The sequence below is a fragment of the Streptomyces sp. NPDC060035 genome (genome assembly GCF_042736635.1).
GTDB lineage: Bacteria > Actinomycetota > Actinomycetes > Streptomycetales > Streptomycetaceae > Streptomyces.
The window spans coordinates 21371-38324 of the sequence record NZ_JBHWVO010000009.1 but is presented as its reverse complement, the minus strand read 5'-3'; the positions used below and the strand labels follow the sequence as shown (position 1 = coordinate 38324).

Annotated in this window: 16 protein-coding genes; 7 read left to right on the top strand and 9 right to left on the bottom strand. The window is 66.6% G+C overall.

Going from position 1 to position 16954, the window contains the following annotated elements:
• Nucleotides 1-43: 43 nt before the first annotated feature.
• The 6 genes from murJ to trxA all read left to right on the top strand — a co-directional run bounded on the left by murJ (nucleotide 44) and on the right by trxA (nucleotide 7144).
• Nucleotides 44-2203 (top strand): murein biosynthesis integral membrane protein MurJ, encoded by a 2160-nt coding sequence (gene murJ / locus ACFWBQ_RS16345; RefSeq protein ID WP_385488667.1) that lies wholly within the window; start codon nucleotides 44-46, stop codon nucleotides 2201-2203.
• Between the two features lie 129 nt (nucleotides 2204-2332).
• Nucleotides 2333-4033, top strand: a complete 1701-nt coding sequence (locus ACFWBQ_RS16340) for a serine/threonine protein kinase (RefSeq protein ID WP_385488664.1) — start codon at nucleotides 2333-2335, stop codon at nucleotides 4031-4033.
• A 25-nt stretch (nucleotides 4034-4058) separates the two neighbouring features.
• Nucleotides 4059-4754, top strand: a complete 696-nt coding sequence (gene sigM / locus ACFWBQ_RS16335) for an RNA polymerase sigma factor SigM (RefSeq protein ID WP_385488662.1) — start codon at nucleotides 4059-4061, stop codon at nucleotides 4752-4754.
• Nucleotides 4751-5665 (top strand): zf-HC2 domain-containing protein, encoded by a 915-nt coding sequence (locus tag ACFWBQ_RS16330; RefSeq protein WP_385488660.1) that lies wholly within the window; start codon nucleotides 4751-4753, stop codon nucleotides 5663-5665. The genes sigM and ACFWBQ_RS16330 overlap by 4 nt, the downstream gene beginning before the upstream one ends.
• Before the next feature lie 126 nt (nucleotides 5666-5791).
• Nucleotides 5792-6763, top strand: a complete 972-nt coding sequence (gene trxB / locus ACFWBQ_RS16325) for a thioredoxin-disulfide reductase (protein ID WP_385488657.1) — start codon at nucleotides 5792-5794, stop codon at nucleotides 6761-6763.
• Between the two features lie 48 nt (nucleotides 6764-6811).
• Nucleotides 6812-7144, top strand: coding sequence for a thioredoxin (trxA, locus tag ACFWBQ_RS16320; RefSeq protein WP_385488654.1), 333 nt, complete (start codon nucleotides 6812-6814; stop codon nucleotides 7142-7144).
• Nucleotides 7145-7261: 117 nt separating this feature from the next.
• On the opposite strand, the gene ACFWBQ_RS16315 is transcribed toward trxA, so the two are convergent.
• The 9 genes from ACFWBQ_RS16315 to rpmH form a co-directional block, all read right to left on the bottom strand.
• Nucleotides 7262-7879 (bottom strand): GNAT family N-acetyltransferase, encoded by a 618-nt coding sequence (locus ACFWBQ_RS16315; RefSeq protein ID WP_385488651.1) that lies wholly within the window; start codon nucleotides 7877-7879, stop codon nucleotides 7262-7264.
• A gap of 303 nt (nucleotides 7880-8182) precedes the next feature.
• Nucleotides 8183-9280 carry a ParB/RepB/Spo0J family partition protein gene (locus tag ACFWBQ_RS16310; protein WP_385488648.1) on the bottom strand — a complete coding sequence of 366 codons (1098 nt, stop codon included), beginning with the start codon at nucleotides 9278-9280 and terminating at the stop codon, nucleotides 8183-8185.
• The gene (locus tag ACFWBQ_RS16305) at nucleotides 9277-10353 is read right to left on the bottom strand and encodes a ParA family protein (RefSeq protein WP_385489157.1); all 1077 of its coding nucleotides are present in this window, start codon (nucleotides 10351-10353) and stop codon (nucleotides 9277-9279) included. Before ACFWBQ_RS16305 ends, ACFWBQ_RS16310 begins: the two co-directional genes overlap by 4 nt.
• Before the next feature lie 302 nt (nucleotides 10354-10655).
• Nucleotides 10656-11372: a 16S rRNA (guanine(527)-N(7))-methyltransferase RsmG gene (gene rsmG, locus ACFWBQ_RS16300; RefSeq protein ID WP_385488645.1), complete on the bottom strand. Its 717-nt coding sequence runs from the start codon at nucleotides 11370-11372 to the stop codon at nucleotides 10656-10658.
• Nucleotides 11373-11480: 108 nt separating this feature from the next.
• Nucleotides 11481-11990 (bottom strand): protein jag, encoded by a 510-nt coding sequence (locus ACFWBQ_RS16295; RefSeq protein WP_385488642.1) that lies wholly within the window; start codon nucleotides 11988-11990, stop codon nucleotides 11481-11483.
• Between the two features lie 14 nt (nucleotides 11991-12004).
• Complete coding sequence (gene yidC / locus ACFWBQ_RS16290; RefSeq protein ID WP_385488640.1) at nucleotides 12005-13258, bottom strand: membrane protein insertase YidC; 1254 nt, start codon at nucleotides 13256-13258, stop codon at nucleotides 12005-12007.
• A gap of 3 nt (nucleotides 13259-13261) precedes the next feature.
• Nucleotides 13262-13621 carry a membrane protein insertion efficiency factor YidD gene (gene yidD, locus ACFWBQ_RS16285; RefSeq protein WP_385488638.1) on the bottom strand — a complete coding sequence of 120 codons (360 nt, stop codon included), beginning with the start codon at nucleotides 13619-13621 and terminating at the stop codon, nucleotides 13262-13264.
• On the bottom strand, nucleotides 13618-13989 hold the full coding sequence (gene rnpA, locus ACFWBQ_RS16280; protein WP_356430094.1) for a ribonuclease P protein component: 372 nt from the start codon (nucleotides 13987-13989) through the stop codon (nucleotides 13618-13620). Before rnpA ends, yidD begins: the two co-directional genes overlap by 4 nt.
• Nucleotides 13990-14007: 18 nt before the next feature.
• A complete protein-coding gene (gene rpmH, locus ACFWBQ_RS16275) occupies nucleotides 14008-14145 on the bottom strand; it encodes a 50S ribosomal protein L34 (RefSeq protein WP_078850492.1) in 138 nt (45 codons plus the stop codon).
• 381 nt (nucleotides 14146-14526) lie between these two features.
• Here rpmH and dnaA point away from each other — a divergent pair, with 381 nt between their 5' ends.
• On the top strand, nucleotides 14527-16329 hold the full coding sequence (gene dnaA, locus ACFWBQ_RS16270; RefSeq protein WP_385488635.1) for a chromosomal replication initiator protein DnaA: 1803 nt from the start codon (nucleotides 14527-14529) through the stop codon (nucleotides 16327-16329).
• The last annotated feature ends 625 nt before the right edge of the window (nucleotides 16330-16954 follow it).

Sequence of the window (16954 nt, the reverse complement as noted above, 5' to 3'; positions counted from 1 at the left end):
CTGTCGGGGCCGGTCGGCCGGGGACGATGAGGTTGGGGTTTCGATGAACGCGCCGTACGACGGTGACCGCGCCCAGGGCGCGGGCGGAGCTGGATCTTCCGGCGGGCCGCCGGTGCCGTCGGACGCAGGTCAGGACGGGGGCACACCGGACCCGTACCTGCAGCATGCGTACGATCACGATCCCTACCGGGCTCAGGACCTCGCCGCCCAGGACCCCGTGGCCGAAGCCCTCTACGACCGCGCTTCCCACCCTCCGCCGCCTCCCGGCACCTACCAGGAGCCGCAGCCGCTCTACCAGCAGCCTCCTTCGGCCCAGTACGCCCCCGACCCCCGCATCTGGGCCCAGACTCCGCCACCGGAGCCTGCAGGTCCTTCGCGGCACCTGCCGTACGGAGACGATGCGGCGACCACCCAGTACGTAGGAGTGGACGACCTGGTGACTCAGGCATCGGACGGCCGCGAGGAACCGGACGCCTTCGCGCATCTCTTCCGCGACCAGGAGGGATCAGGACGGCCTCCCGGCCCCGCGCCCGAGCCGGAACCGGCTCCGGCGCCCGTCCCGCCGAAATCAGGCGGCCGTGCCTCCGGGATACTGAAGTCCAGCGCGCTGATGGCGGCCGGCACCCTGGTTTCCAGGCTCACGGGCTTCGTCCGCAGCCTGGTGATCACTGCCGCGCTCGGTGCGGCGATGCTCGGCGACAGCTTCACCATCGCGTACACCCTGCCGACGATGATCTACATCCTCACCGTCGGTGGGGGCCTCAACTCGGTCTTCGTGCCCCAGCTCGTCCGTTCCATGAAGGACGACGAGGACGGCGGGGAGGCCTACGCCAACCGCCTGCTGACACTCGTCATGGTCGCGCTGGGCGTGATTGTCCTTGTGGCGGTCTTCGCTGCACCGCAGCTGATCCATCTCATGTCACGCACCATCGCGAATGACCCAGCAGCGAACAACGTTGCCACCACCTTCGCCCGGTACTGCCTGCCGACCATCTTCTTCATGGGTGTCCATGTGGTGATGGGACAGATCCTCAACGCCCGCGGCAAGTTCGGCGCGATGATGTGGACACCGGTCCTCAACAACATCGTCATGATCTTCACCTTCGGCCTGTTCATCTGGGTCTACGGCACCTCCGGCGAATCCCTGATGAGCGTCGAGACGATCCCGCCGGAAGGCGTCCGCCTGCTGGGCATCGGAACGCTGCTCGGTCTGGTCGTCCAGGCCCTGGCCATGATTCCGTACCTCCGCGAGGCCGGCTTCCGCTTCCGCCCCCGCTTCGACTGGAAGGGCCACGGGCTCGGAAAAACGATCAAGCTCGCCAAGTGGACGGTCCTGTTCGTCCTGGCCAATCAGGCCGGCGTTCTGGTCGTCACGCAACTGGCAACCTCGGCGGGCAACCTCGCCGACAAGGACGGCACCGGATTCCTCGCCTACTCCAATGCCCAGCTGATCTGGGGCATGCCGCAGGCGATCATCACCGTCTCGGTCATGGCCGCTCTGCTGCCGCGCATCTCCCGCGCCGCCCATGACAACGACCCCGGGGCAGTCCGCGACGACATCTCTCAGGGGCTGCGCAACTCGGCCGTGGCGATCGTGCCGGTCGCCTTCACGTTCCTCGCACTCGGCCTGCCGATCTGCACCCTGCTGTACGCCTCCAGTGGCACCGAAGCCGCACGGTCCATGGGCTTCATCCTGATGGCGTTCGCCCTCGGCCTCATCCCGTACTCCGTGCAGTACGTCGTGCTGCGCGGCTTCTACGCGTACGAGGACACTCGCACGCCCTTCTACAACACGGTCATCGTCGCCGCGGTCAACGCTGCGGCTTCCGCTCTCTGCTACGTGGTTCTCCCGGCCCAGTGGGCCGTGGTCGGTATGGCCGCTTCCTACGGACTGGCCTACGCGGTCGGCGTCGGCATCGCCTGGCGCCGCCTGAGCAACCGGCTCGGAGGTGACCTCGACGGCGCTCGTGTGGTGCGCACCTACGCCCGTCTGTGCCTGGCCGCGATCCCTGCGGCCGTCGTGGGCGGAGGCGTGGGCATTGCCCTTCTCGGAGCTCTCGGGGACGGGGCCGGCGGCTCCGTGGTGGCCCTGGTCTGCGGCAGCATCGTCCTGCTGGGTATCTTCTTCGTCGCTGCCAAGAAAATGCGTATCGAAGAGCTCAACGGCATGGTCGGCATGGTCCGGGGACGGCTCGGGCGCTGAAGGGGCTCCGATCAGCACAACCATCGCCGGACACCGCGTGTCGTGCATAGCGCCGGAGTGTGGGCACAATTGGCAGGACTGTGCAGAGCTGGCTGGCATCGCGCAACGGATGGGGAGGCAGGAACGACGGTGGCGGAACGTAGCACGGCTGCCGTCGACGTGGCCGACAACGGCGGCGACGAGCCGCCGACCGCCAAGGCGGACGCGGCCACGACCGACGGGACGCAACAAGCCCAGGACACAGCGGGCGCCGGCCCGACGAGCGCGGACGGCGGGCAGGAGAGAGCGGATGCCGTCCAGGTGACACCCGATCTGCACAGCGGTCACAAGCTCGCCAACCGCTATCGGCTCGAAGAGTGCGTCACCCGTCTGGACGGATTCAGCAGCTGGCGCGCCGTCGACGAGAAGCTTCGCCGCGCGGTGGGCGTTCATCTGCTCCCCGCCGACCACCCCCGCGCGCGCTCGGTGCTGGCTGCCGCCCGCTCCTCCGCACTGCTGGGAGACCCACGCTTCGTACAGGTCCTGGACGCCGTCGAAGAGGATGACCTCGTCTATGTGGTCCATGAATGGCTCCCCGACGCCACCGAGCTCACGGCACTCCTCGCTTCGGGACCGCTGGAGGCCCACGACGCGTACCAACTCGTGAGCCAGGTCTCCCAGGCCATGGCCGCCGCCCACAGGGAGGGCCTCGCACATCTGCGGCTCACCCCGGGTGCGGTACTGCGCAGCTCGACCGGGCAGTACCGGATCCGTGGCCTCGCTGTGAACGCCGCCCTGCGAGGCATCACCGTCGACCATCCGCTGCGGACGGACACCGAAGCCATCGGCGCACTGCTCTACGCCGCGCTGACCCGCCGCTGGCCCTACGAAAGCGATGCCTACGGCCTCTCCGGGCTCCCCAAGGACGTAGGGCTGATCCCTCCGGACCAGGTACGGGCCGGCGTCCACCGCGGCCTCTCGGAGCTCGCCATGCGCGCGCTCGCGAACGACGGCGCCACGGCCTCGCGGCAGGAGCAGCCGTGCACGACTCCGGACGAACTGGCCAAGGCAGTGGCGGCCATGCCGCGCATCCTCCCTCCCGAACCTGTATTCGCCGGGCCACCCGAGTACCAGCGGACCACCTACCAGCAAGGCACCTACGGGCGGCCGTCGGCCCGACCCCACCAGGTCGCCCAGCCCGTCATCTCCGTGCCACCCCCGCCGCTGCAGAGCCGCACCGGCAAGGCTCTCAAATGGGCCGTGTCCGCGCTGCTCATCGCCGCACTGGGCCTCGGCAGCTGGCAGCTGGCCGAAACCGTCCTCGACCGGGGCAACGACTCCGGCGAGCCCTCCGACACGCAGACATCCGAGAACGAGGGCGACGACAACAACGCCGTCGAGCCCAGCAAGCCGGTCACCGTCGCCGGCGCCCAGGACTACGATCCGCTGGGCGGGGACGGCGCCGAAAAGCCCGCAACGATAAAGAACGTCCACGACAAGGACACCGGCTCGTACTGGTCCACGGACGGCTACTTCAGCTCCGACTTCGGGAAACTGAAGGAGGGTGTCGGAGTCGTTCTCGACCTCGGTAAGGTCCAGCAGGTCGGTACCGTCGATGTGTCCTTCCTCGGCGGCACCACCTCGGTCGAGCTGAGGACCACGGACGGCTCATCCGTTCCCCAGCTGCCCGCCGGCTTCACCGAGGTCGCACAGGGCTCCGGAACAAAGGTGTCCCTCAAGCCCGACAAGCCGGTGCAGGCGCGGTACGTTCTGGTCTGGCTGACCAAGCTGCCGCTGAGTGACGACGGGCACTACAGGGGCAAGGTCTCGGACATCAAGATCACCAGCTGACGGCATCAGGGGAGGGGGCTCACCGTTGGACGACGCCAGATTCGCCGACACCAGCGACCAGGATCTCCTGGCGCAGCACGTCGCAGGCGAACCGGACGCCTTCGGTGAGCTCGTGCGGCGGCACCGTGACCGGCTCTGGGCCGTGGCGCTCCGCACTCTCGGCGACCGCGAGGAAGCAGCCGACGCGGTGCAGGACGCCCTCGTTTCCGCATTCCGAGCCGCCCACACCTTCCGCGGCCAGTCCGCCGTCACGACCTGGCTGCACCGGATCACCGTCAACGCCTGCCTCGACCGCGCGCGCAAGGCGGCCTCACGCAAAACAGCGCCGGTCGATGACGCCGAGCGACTCGATCAGCTGCTGGAACCTCACGAATCCGCCGAAGCTCCCGCCGAAAGACAGGATCTCCACCGCGAACTCCTGGCAGCGCTGTCCACCCTCCCCGCAGAGCAACGGGCGGCGCTCGTGCTCGTCGATATGCAGGCCTACCCCGTCGCGGAGGCTGCTCGCATCCTCGACGTGCCGACCGGCACCGTGAAGAGCCGCTGCGCGCGGGGGCGGGCCAGACTGCTCCCCCTGCTCACCCATCTACGCAGCAACAGCGGGGACAGCGTCATGGAAAGGAACCGGACGCAGGGGACATCCGTCCCACCTGCGTCGGGACCAAGAGATGCAGGAGCAAGCGATCCTGCTGCCGTGAAGGGCGGAGGTGGGCACGCATGACATCCACGGCCGACACAGCTCAGCACCCGGACATCGAAGAGATTTCCGACCTCACCGAGGGGCTCCTCTCCCCCTCCCGCACAGCAGACGTCCGCCGTCACATCGACACATGCCCACAGTGCGGCGACACCCACGCCTCGCTGGAAGAGATCCGTTCGCTGCTCGGAACCCTGCCCGGGCACCAGCAGATGCCCGAAGACGTCGGCGCCCGGATCGACGCAGCGTTGGCCTCCGAAGTCCTCGCGAAAGCCGAGACATCCGCCGGAGACACCGATGCTGTTTCACGTGAAACATACGAGCAGCCCACGGAGCCCACTGCAGTGGATCGCCCCGCGGGTCGTCCCCGGGGTGCCACCGGTCCCGGCCGTCGACCGACCACGCGCCGTCGCCGCACGGTGATTCTCGGCACAGCCTTCGGTGCGGCGGTCGTCGGTATGGGCGTTTTCCTGCTGCAGTCGGCCCAACCGGCCCAGAACTCGGCCGACAGGGCATCCAGCGCCGCGGAGGACAGCAAGCGCGACTTCTCGGTGGACACGCTCGAAGGCCAGGTCCATCAGCTGCTCGACAGCGCGGCTGCATCGAAGACCGCAGAGGCCGACGAGACCAAGCCGTCCGTCGACACCAAATCATCCCCGCAGAACATGTCCCCCGACGGTTCGACGCCCAGAAATCCCCTGCGCACCCCCGTCGTCGACGTTCCCCCCTGCGTACAGCAGGGCACCGGCCGTGACGCCCCGGCCCTGGCGGTGAAGCAGGGAAGCTACCAAGGCACAGCGGCGTTCCTCGTCGTTCTGCCCCATGCGACCGATTCGAGCCGCGTGCAGGCCTATGTCGTCGACGCAGCGTGCGTGGGGACCGCTCCTGCGGCAAAGGGACAGCTGCTGCTCACCCACTCCTACACGCGCTCCTGAGCACCGTGCCGGGAGTTGCTCCGGCATAGCGGGAATGCACGCCCCGTAGGATCCGTTGGGTGGGGTGAGAGTCGTGGAACCGACCCCAGTAGGCAGTGGCAGTCCGCAGAGACGAGGAAGAAACCCGTGAGCGACGTCCGTAATGTGATCATCATCGGCTCCGGGCCGGCTGGTTACACCGCCGCCCTGTACACCGCTCGCGCGTCGCTGAAGCCGCTGGTGTTCGAGGGCGCCGTCACTGCGGGCGGTGCGCTCATGAACACCACAGACGTAGAGAACTTCCCGGGCTTCCAGGACGGGATCATGGGTCCCGAGCTCATGGACAACATGCGCGCCCAGGCCGAACGCTTCGGCGCCGAGCTGATCCCCGACGATGTGATCTCCGTCGACCTCTCCGGCGACATCAAGACGGTCACCGACACCGCCGGCACGGTCCACCGCGCCAAGGCGGTCATCGTCACCACGGGATCCCAGCACCGCAAGCTCGGTCTGCCCAACGAGGACGCGCTTTCCGGACGTGGCGTCTCCTGGTGTGCCACCTGCGACGGCTTCTTCTTCAAGGACCAGGACATCGTCGTGGTCGGCGGTGGCGACACGGCCATGGAAGAGGCGACCTTCCTCTCCCGGTTCGCGAAGTCCGTCACGATCGTGCACCGCCGCGACTCGCTGCGCGCCTCCAAGGCCATGCAGGAGCGCGCCTTCGCCGACCCGAAGATCAAGTTCGCCTGGGACAGTGAGGTCGCCACGGTTCACGGCGAACAGAAGCTCTCCGGTCTGACCCTGCGCAACACCAAGACCGGTGAAACGTCCGAGCTCCCCGTGACCGGCCTGTTCATCGCTGTCGGCCACGATCCGCGCACAGAGCTCTTCAAGGGACAGCTCGACCTCGACGACGAGGGCTACCTCAAGGTCGAGGCGCCCTCCACGCGCACCAACCTGTCTGGTGTCTTTGCCGCTGGAGATGTCGTCGACCACACCTACCGGCAGGCCATTACCGCCGCTGGGACCGGCTGCTCCGCCGCTCTCGACGCCGAGCGCTTCCTCTCCGCACTCGCCGACGGAAAGCTCGCCGAACCGGACAAGACCCCCGCGCTCTGACCCCCGCCCCACCTCACCCCCACACCCCGCGAAGTTAAGGAGGCCGCCGTGGCCGGCGCCCTGAAGAACGTGACCGACGACTCCTTCGACGAAGACGTCCTCAAGAACGACAAGCCCGTACTGGTGGACTTCTGGGCTGCCTGGTGCGGCCCGTGCCGCCAGATCGCTCCCTCTCTGGAGGCCATCGCGGCTGAGCACGGCGACCAGATCGAGATCGTCAAGCTCAACATCGACGAGAACCCCGCCACGGCAGCGAAGTACGGCGTGATGTCCATCCCGACCCTCAACGTCTACCAGGGCGGCGAGGTCGCCAAGACCATCGTCGGCGCGAAGCCGAAGGCCGCGATCCTCCGCGACCTCGAAGCCTTCATCGGCGAGTAGGACTGCGACCCGCACTGTTTCACGTGAAACGGGCCCACCCTTCGGGGTGGGCCCGTTCTGCATACGCCTCGATGCCTGGTCAGGATCATCGGCATTGGCCGCAAAGCTCGACCTCGGTCACAGAGGCCGCAGCGCAGGCTCCTTCTGGACCGCTCCCAGCAATCTGTCCAAGGCCAACTCGACGTCCTCCTTCCAGGAGAGCGTCGTACGCAGCTCCAGCCTCAGCCGCGGATGCGCCGGATGAGGGCGCACCGTCTTGAAGCCGACAGCAAGCAGGTGATCCGCCGGCAGCACACAAGCCGGCTCCTTCCAGCGGGCATCGCCAAAAGCCTCGATCGCCTTGAAGCCTCGACGCAACAGATCCTTGGCAACTGTCTGCACCATGACCCGGCCCAGGCCCTGGCCCTGGAAACCCGGCATGATCAACGCAGTCATGAGCTGTACGGCGTCGGGGGAGACAGGGCTGGTCGGAAACGCCATGGAACCCGGGGCATACGCAGGCGGCGCATAGAGAACGAAGCCGACCGGCACTTCGTCCACATAGACAACCCGCCCGCAGGAACCCCACTCCAGCAACACGGCGGAGATCCAGGCTTCCTTCTCCAGCTCAGGTCTTCCTGTCTTTACCGCGGCTTCCCCGTTGACCGGATCAAGTTCCCAGAAGACACACGAGCGGCAACGCCTGGGGAGATCCGGAAGGTTGTCGAGTGTGAGCGGTACAAGCCGACGCCCCATGAAGGCGGTTCCTCACTTCCTTCGCCCGCCGCATCACGTGCGGCTGCCAGCGCACTCCGTTCTCGGAACAGGCTGCCGACAAACCCCCCGACAGCACCAAGTCCCAATCCGACTGTCACCAGGTGGCTGCGATTCACTGATCGCACGACCCCGCCTCCTCTGAGGTGGATCACGGTGGATACGCCATACCAGAACGCATCGTATCCACCCAGAGGTGATGCGGATACCGAGAGCGAGCAAAGGGGCGGTCTGTGTTCCGATATCTTCCGGAACACAGACCGCCCCTCAAGCCCGCGGCAGACCTCAGTCCTCGTCGTGCTCTGCCGGCTCTTCGGAGAGACTCCGCTCCAGCACACGTCCCTCACCAGGAGCGAGGCTGCCAAGAATGCGGTCCAGATCCTCCATCGAAGCAAACTCGACGACGATCTTTCCCTTCTTCTGACCCAGGTCGACCTTCACCCGCGTCTCGAATCGGTCCGAGAGTCGCGACGCCAGATCGGTGAGAGCCGGCGAGAGCCGTGCTCCGGCCCGGGGCCCCTTCGGCTTGGCAGAACTCGTGGGCTCGGAACCCAGGAGGTTCACAATCTCCTCGACCGCACGAACGGACAGCCCCTCAGCCACGATCCGGTGAGCCAACCGGTCCTGCTCCGCGGAGTCATCCACCGACAGGAGCGCCCGCGCATGACCGGCCGAGATGACACCTGCGGCGACCCTGCGCTGCACCGGCGGCGAGAGACGGAGCAGACGCAGGGTGTTGGACACCTGCGGGCGTGACCGCCCGATCCGGTCCGCGAGCTGGTCATGCGTGCACTTGAAGTCCTTCAGCAGCTGGTCGTACGCCGCTGCCTCCTCCAATGGGTTCAGCTGAGCCCGGTGAAGGTTCTCCAGGAGCGCGTCGAGAAGCAGCTTCTCGTCGTCGGTGGCCCGGACAATGGCCGGGATCCGTTCCAGACCTGCCTCACTGCAGGCCCTCCAGCGACGCTCGCCCATGATGAGCTCGTAGCGGCCTTCCGCGACCGCGCGCACGACGACGGGCTGGAGGAGACCGACCTCCTTGATGGAGGTGACCAGTTCGGCCAGAGCGTCCTCGTCGAATACCTCACGAGGCTGCCTGGGGTTCGGTGTGATCGACTCAATAGGGACTTCGGCAAAGTACGCACCGGCAGAATCGGACCCTGCAACGGGCTCCCGCTCCGCTACGGGAGAACTTGGCTCCGGCACCATCGGGCCGGAAGGCAGCGCAGCTACCTTCGCCGCGGCCACCCCCCGCTCGGCCGTCATCACCGGGAGTACACCCCCCTGGCCCGCCCCAGCCCCAGGAGACGCCATCTGCCTCTCCTGTGGAGCTGCGGGAATCAGAGCACCGAGTCCACGCCCCAACCCTCTACGACGCTCACTCACCGCATGCCCTCCGAATTGCTCTGCTGGCTGTTCTGGCTGCCCGGATGGGCATGCTCGGCCTCGTAATGCATCCCCACGCCCCTCAGGGCGATCTCTCGGGCAGCCTCGAGATAGGACAGGGAACCGCTGGATCCCGGATCATAGGTCAGCACCGTCTGCCCGTAGCTCGGTGCTTCCGAGATGCGCACCGAGCGGGGGATGCTCGTCCGCAGCACCTCCTTGCCGAAGTGGGTACGGACCTCTTCCGCCACTTGCGAAGCAAGCCTGGTCCTGCCGTCGTACATGGTGAGCAGGATCGTCGACACATGAAGATCCGGGTTGAGATGCCCCCGTACCAGGTCAACGTTTCGCAGCAACTGCCCGAGACCTTCCAGCGCGTAGTACTCGCACTGAATGGGGATGAGTACCTCGGCTCCGGCAACGAGTGCGTTGACCGTCAGCAGACCGAGTGAAGGCGGGCAGTCGATGAGGATGTAATCCAGTGGCTGCTCGTACGCCTGGATCGCCCGCTGCAGTCGGCTCTCCCGCGCCACCAGCGACACCAGCTCGATCTCCGCACCGGCGAGATCGATGGTGGCCGGGGCACAGAAGAGACCTTCGACGTCCGGGACGGGTTGAACCACTTCGGAGAGCGGCATGCCCTCCACCAGGACGTCATAGATGGAGGGAACTTCGGCGTGATGGTCGATCCCCAGAGCCGTGGAGGCATTGCCCTGCGGGTCGAGGTCGACCACCAGGACACGCGCACCATGGAGCGCGAGCGAAGCAGCAAGATTGACCGTCGAGGTCGTCTTACCTACTCCGCCCTTCTGATTGGCAACCACCATGACGCGCGTTTGGTCAGGGCGGGGCAGACCCTCGCCGGCGCGGCCGAGGGCCTCAACCGCCAGCTGGGCCGCACGACCGATTGGTGTGTCGTCCATCGGCGGCGGTGTTTCACGTGAAACACCGTCCCCCACGGACTCGGTACGGGGACCGGGGACCGGGTCGGTCATCGGTCCCGCGATGTTGGCGTCGGACCGCAAGGATTCACTCTCCTCGACTTCAGGCTCGCAATGAACAGAGCCTGCCATGCTTTCGGGGTCGTGAACCAGCGAGGCCGACTGTTCTGTGGATGAATCCACTTCTGTGGACAACTCGGTAGCCCGTACGGGCTTGCGGTCGCGCGGTGTGGCAGCCGCACGACCACGGCCGATACTTCCCTGCAGCAGAGAGCGACGTTTCACGTGAAACACGATGCATGCGCAGCGCAGCAGCGGACTCCCGACACTCCGCAGGAGTCACATATCACTGCTTTAAGGCACATCGCTTACAAAAGACCCAAACACCGAAAAACCGTCGAAACAGAAAGCCTCGGCGTCGAGTCGGGGGCAGCTCAGCGGCGTCGACGCGCCCTGCCGGCCCTCGCCGCCTTGGCTCGCTTTGCGGCGAACCTCACACCGCCCGGGCTCTCCCCGACGACCACACGCACCACGGTGGACATCGGATCAACGATGCCCTCACCGGCATGCAGCACTTCGGTCTCCACCACGCCGAGCTTGCTCAGGGCGGCACGAGCCCCCTGGATCTCCTCCTCGGCCGTGCCTCCCTTGAGTGCCAGCATCTCCCCGTAGGGGCGCAGCAGGGGCACGCCCCAGCCCGCAAGCCGGTCCAGCGGAGCCACGGCCCGGGCCGTCACCACGTGAACGGGCTGCAGCGTCCCGAGCACCTCTTCGGCCCGCCCCCGGACGACCGTCACATGATCCAGCCCCAGCAGTTCGACGACCTCCTGAAGGAAGTTGGTCCGCCTCAGTAGCGGCTCGAGCAAGGTGATCTTCAGATCGGGGCGCACCAGCGCCAGCGGAATACCGGGAAGGCCCGCCCCCGACCCCACATCGCACACTGTGACGCCCTCCGGAACCACCTCGGAGAGCACCGCGCAGTTCAGCAGATGGCGCTCCCACAGACGTGGAACCTCGCGAGGACCGATCAGGCCCCGCTTGACTCCCGCATCCGCAAGCAGCTCCGCGTACCGGACAGCCTCTGGGAAGAACTCACCGAATACCGCCTGCGCCTCTTTGGGCGCCTGAGGGAGTTCTGCTGCCTCCGTCACGGGGACCGTCCTTCCGTACCGCACTAACGCACTGTGGGTGGCTGACTATCAGGCTGACAAAGATCGGCCCCGCCTGCGAACAGACGGGGCCGACAGTACAAGGAACGCTCAGGCCGGGAGTACGACGACGAAGCGCTGCGGCTCCTCGCCCTCGGACTCGCTGCGCAGACCTGCTGCCGCCACCGCGTCGTGCACGACCTTGCGCTCGAACGGCGTCATCGGTTCCAGCTTCACCGGCTCACCGGAGCTCTTGACCTCGTCTGCGGCCTTGGCACCCAGGGCGGCAAGGACTTCCCGCTTCTTGGCACGAAAGCCGCCGATGTCCAGCATCAGACGGCTGCGGTCACCGGTCTCCCGGTGAACAGCCAGGCGCGTCAGCTCCTGAAGCGCCTCCAGCACCTCACCGTCGCGGCCCACAAGCTTCTGCAGTTCACGCGCCGAGTCGCTGATGATCGAGACCGCGGCCCGGTCCGCCTCGACATCCATGTCGATGTCACCGTCGAGGTCGGCGATGTCGAGCAGGCCCTCGAGATAGTCGGCCGCGATCTCCCCTTCCTGCTCGAGGCGGGTCAGAGTGTCGCTGCCCTCAGCGGCCGTGGTGGTGGTGCCTTCCGTCACGGATGGACTCCTTCTTACTTCTTGGACGGGTGCTTGGGCCGCTGCGGGCCCTTGCGCTGTCCGGACTTGGCTTGGCGTGAGGAGCCGGCCGCGGGCTTGCCCGCCGGCTTCGGCTTGTCGTCCTGCTTCTCCAGCGAGGTCTTCGGTTCCGGCTCGGCGGAACCGGAGTCCTTGGCCGCACCCGGATGCGTCGCAGCAGTCTGGCGCTTCGCCTTCGTCTGACGCTTGGGCTGCTGCCGCTTCGCCGCAGCACCGCCCTCGGCTTCGGCGACGGCAGTGTCGCTCTTCGCTACCGTCCCGTCCTCCTGAGCCGCGAGACCCAGCTTGGCCAGACCGGTGATGAACTTGCGCTCGATGTCGTTGCGGTCAGGACCCTTGACGACGATCCGCTTCACGGTGTTGCGCCTCGTCCTGCCGCGCACCTGACCATGAGAGGTCACGCTCTTCAGCAGGCGGCCCAGGTACTGGTCCTGCGCCTTGCTGCCCGGCGTCGGGTTCTGGTTGATCACGAACATCTGCTGACCCATGGTCCAGACGTTGGTGGTCAGCCAGTACACGAGGACACCGACGGGGAAGTTGATGCCCATGACGGCGAAGATCAGCGGGAAGATGTACATCAGCATCTTCTGCTGCTGCATGTACGGGGTCTTCACCGTCAGGTCGACGTTCTTCGTCATCAGCTGGCGCTGCGTGAAGAATTGCGACGCGGACATCATCACGATCATGACCGCGGTGACGACACGGACGTCCATCAGCGAGGCACCGAGCGCCTGGACCTTCTCTTCGCTGTCCATGAACTTGGCGGCCAGCGGGGCGCCGAAGATATGGGCCTGGCGAGCGCTGTCCAGCAGCGGCTGGTCGATGACGCCGATCGTCTTGCCCGAGGCGATGGACGACAGCACGTGATACAGGGCGAAGAAGAACGGCGACTGCGCCAGGATGGGCAAGCACGAGGAGAGCGGGTTGGTACCCGTCTCCTTGTACAGCTTCATCATCTCTTCGGACTGACGCTGCTTGTCGTTCTTGTAGCGCTCCTGGATCGCCTTCATCTTCGGCTGGAGCACCTGCATGTTCCGGGTCGACTTGATCTGCTTAACAAAAAGCGGGATCAGACAGATCCGGATCAGAACCACCAGGGACACGATGGACAGGCCCCAGGCCCAGCCCGTGTCGTCGCCGAAGAGCGCCCCGTACAACTTGTGGAACTGGACGATGACCCACGAAACAGGTGTGGTGATAAAGCTGAACAGACTGGCAATCGTGTCCACTAATCAGGCTCCTTGAGCTTTGGGCGAGGTCTCTGTGGCCGGGCTCAGGGGTTCGGTGACCGAACCCCCGGAAGGCACATCGGCGGCGGAGTCCCCGCCCTTGCCGCCACGCACATAGCTGCGCAGCAGTTCATGCCAACGCGGACGTTTGCGTGGCGGTACGTGATCCACGCCGCCTGGTGACCACGGATTGCAACGGAGAATGCGCCATGCCGTCAGCGCAGTTCCCTTGATCGCACCGTGCCGGTCGATCGCCGTATATCCATAGTGGGAACACGACGGGTAGTAACGGCAGACAGGCCCGAGAAGTGGGCTGATCGTCCACTGATACAGCTTGATGAGAGCCAGCAGCGGGTACTTCATCGCGCGCCCCCTCCCAGCAACCGCTCCAAGGCGGCATCCAGGTCTCGGGCCAGCTGTGCATGGTCGGCGTCACCCGATCCGGGCAGCGCTCGTACGACAACAAGGCTACCGGGGGGCAGCTGAGCCAGCCGATCGCGGACCAGATGGCGAAGCCTTCGCTTCACCGCGGTGCGCACGACCGCTCCACCCACTGCTTTGCTGACAACGAAACCCGCACGTGGCGGGGAAGCACTCTCCCCAGTCACGTGCGGGTCCGTAGCACCGCTGCGTAGATGTACGACGAGTAGCGGGCGTCCGGCCCGACGTCCTCGGCGTACTGCGGTCGCGAAGTCCTCGCGCCGCCTCAGCCGATTCTCGGTAGGCAGCACGTCATGACCTGACCGCGATCAGGCGGACAGGTTGGTGCGACCCTTGCCACGGCGGTTCGCGAGAATCGCGCGGCCGGCACGGGTACGCATGCGAAGCCGGAAGCCGTGGGTCTTGGCGCGACGACGATTGTTCGGCTGGAAGGTGCGCTTGCTCACTCGGGGGCTCCAGAAATGATTCGTGTGTTGGCGGGACATCGCCTGGCTGTCACCGTGCGCCCACGAGGAACTCGCGTAAACGCCTTAGTGCACCGCTTCACAATCACAGATCGTGATCTTTGCCCATCGGAGGCAGGCGGCAGCAGCCATCGACAACTCGACCTGGTCACGGTACGCGCGGCTGCGCCATCCGGTCAAACCGGCCTCGCGCCACCCCCTGCTGTACACAGCCTGTGGACAACAACTTGAACCGTGCGGGTCGGCCTGACTACCGTGGTTGAACTCCGGTTCCTTTCCTTCCCACCTGCCGGGCCTCACCCGACCCGACCCATCCCGTCCCGAGAACCACACATTCGTGGGACATGCGAGAGAGCGTGCCTTGTGGCTGACGTACCTGCCGATCTTGCCGCAGTGTGGCCACGAGTGCTGGAACAACTCCTCGGGGAGGGCCAGCAGGGCATCGAGCCGAAGGACAAGCAGTGGATCGAGCGCTGCCAGCCGCTGGCACTCGTCGCCGACACCGCACTACTGGCCGTTCCCAACGAATGGGGCAAGCGCGTCCTGGAGGGCCGGCTCGCGCCGCTCATCAGCGAAACGCTCACCCGTGAGTGCGGCCGGCCGATCCGGATCGCCATCACCGTCGACGATTCCGCGGGCGAGCCCTCCGCCCCGCCCGCACCCCCGATGCACCAGTCGCACCCGCCCCACCAGGGACAGCAGTCCCACCGCTACCAAGGGCCGCAGCGCGACGACCCCTCGCACAACGACGCGTACGACGGCTACGGCCACCGTCCCTCCGACGACGGCATGCCGACAGCCCGTCCCGCCTACCCGGACTACCAGCAGCAGCGCCCGGAACCCGGCGCCTGGCCCCGTTCCCAGGAGGACCTCTCCTGGCAGCAGCCCCGGCACGGCGGGTACCAGGACCGCGATCCGTACGCGAGCCCCCGGCCTCAGCAGCCGCAGCACGACTACCGGCCGCAGCCGCCCGAGCGCCAGAGCTACGAGCAGCAGCGGGACGCGCGCGACCGCCATGATCTGCAGGATCAGCAGCCCCAGCACCGTCAGGGCGGACCGGGCCCCGGACGCAACGGCGGCGGACCCGGCCCGATGGGTGCACAGCCCGCGCCCGCACCCGGTCCCGGTGAGCCGCACGCCCGGCTGAACCCCAAGTACCTCTTCGACACCTTCGTCATCGGCGCTTCCAACCGCTTCGCGCACGCGGCAGCGGTTGCCGTGGCCGAGGCCCCCGCGAAGGCGTACAACCCCCTCTTCATCTACGGGGAGTCGGGGCTCGGCAAGACCCACCTGCTGCACGCCATCGGGCACTACGCGCGCAGCCTCTACCCCGGTACCCGCGTGCGGTACGTGAGCTCCGAGGAGTTCACCAACGAGTTCATCAACTCGATCCGTGACGGCAAGGGCGACACCTTCCGCAAGCGGTACCGCGATGTGGACATCCTCCTGGTCGACGACATCCAGTTCCTGGCGAGCAAGGAGTCGACGCAGGAGGAGTTCTTCCACACCTTCAATACGCTCCACAACGCCAACAAGCAGATCGTGCTGTCCTCGGACCGGCCGCCGAAACAGCTGGTGACGCTCGAGGACCGGCTGCGCAACCGCTTCGAGTGGGGACTCACCACCGACGTGCAGCCGCCCGAGCTGGAGACGCGTATCGCGATCCTCCGCAAGAAGGCGGTACAGGAGCAGCTCAACGCACCTCCGGAGGTCCTCGAGTTCATCGCCTCCCGCATCTCGCGCAACATTCGCGAGCTGGAGGGTGCGCTGATCCGCGTGACCGCATTCGCCAGCCTCAACCGGCAGCCGGTGGACCTCGGCCTGACCGAGATCGTCCTCAAGGACCTCATCCCCGGCGGCGAGGACTCGGCCCCCGAGATCACCGCGCCGGCCATCATGGCGGCTACGGCCGACTATTTCGGGCTCACCGTGGAGGATCTCTGCGGATCCTCCCGCAGCCGCGTGCTGGTGACGGCGCGCCAGATCGCCATGTACCTGTGCCGCGAACTGACCGACCTCTCGCTGCCCAAGATCGGTGCCCAGTTCGGCGGGCGTGACCACACGACGGTGATGCACGCCGACCGGAAGATCCGTGCGCTCATGGCCGAGCGGCGTTCCATCTACAACCAGGTCACCGAGCTCACCAACCGCATCAAGAACGGCTGACGGGCCGGACCAGCAGCCTCCGCAGCGAACCCCGGGGCGCCCCGCAAGGACCACAAGGAGTCCTCGCGGGGCGCCCTTTCGTCATCAGGAAGCTGGACCACGGCTGCCGGACCGGGGTGCCGGCCCAACGAGCCGGTGCAGAAAGCCGGACCGCCGGACCGGGGCAAGGAACTGACTGCACGGCTGCGCCAGGAGCCCTCGAGAAGCCGCCCGGGGGCCTCCGGAACCGACAGGAATGCCTCCGCGGACGCCCTCTCGGACGTCCGCCCGCCCCGCACGCACCCCGTTCCGAACCATGCCGCCCCCTCACGAGACACGCCGGGTGTTCGAATACGGGCCGAGAACATGCCCTTCTCCACAGGTCTACGAGGAATTGGGCGTCCACAGCCTGGGGACTGTGAAGTTGTCCAGATTGCATCCACAGGCCCCGCTGCCGATACTCCATCAGGCCAGGTCACATGCCTGGGGATTTGTGGTCAACGATGATCCACAGCCTGTGGACAGATTTTTCCTCCACAGGGGCTCGACGATGTTGTCCACCGTCGGCCCACAGGCTGGACCATGTTGTCCCCAGCTTCTCCACACCCCTGTCCACTGTTCGGCAACTCAACACCCGCTTTCACTG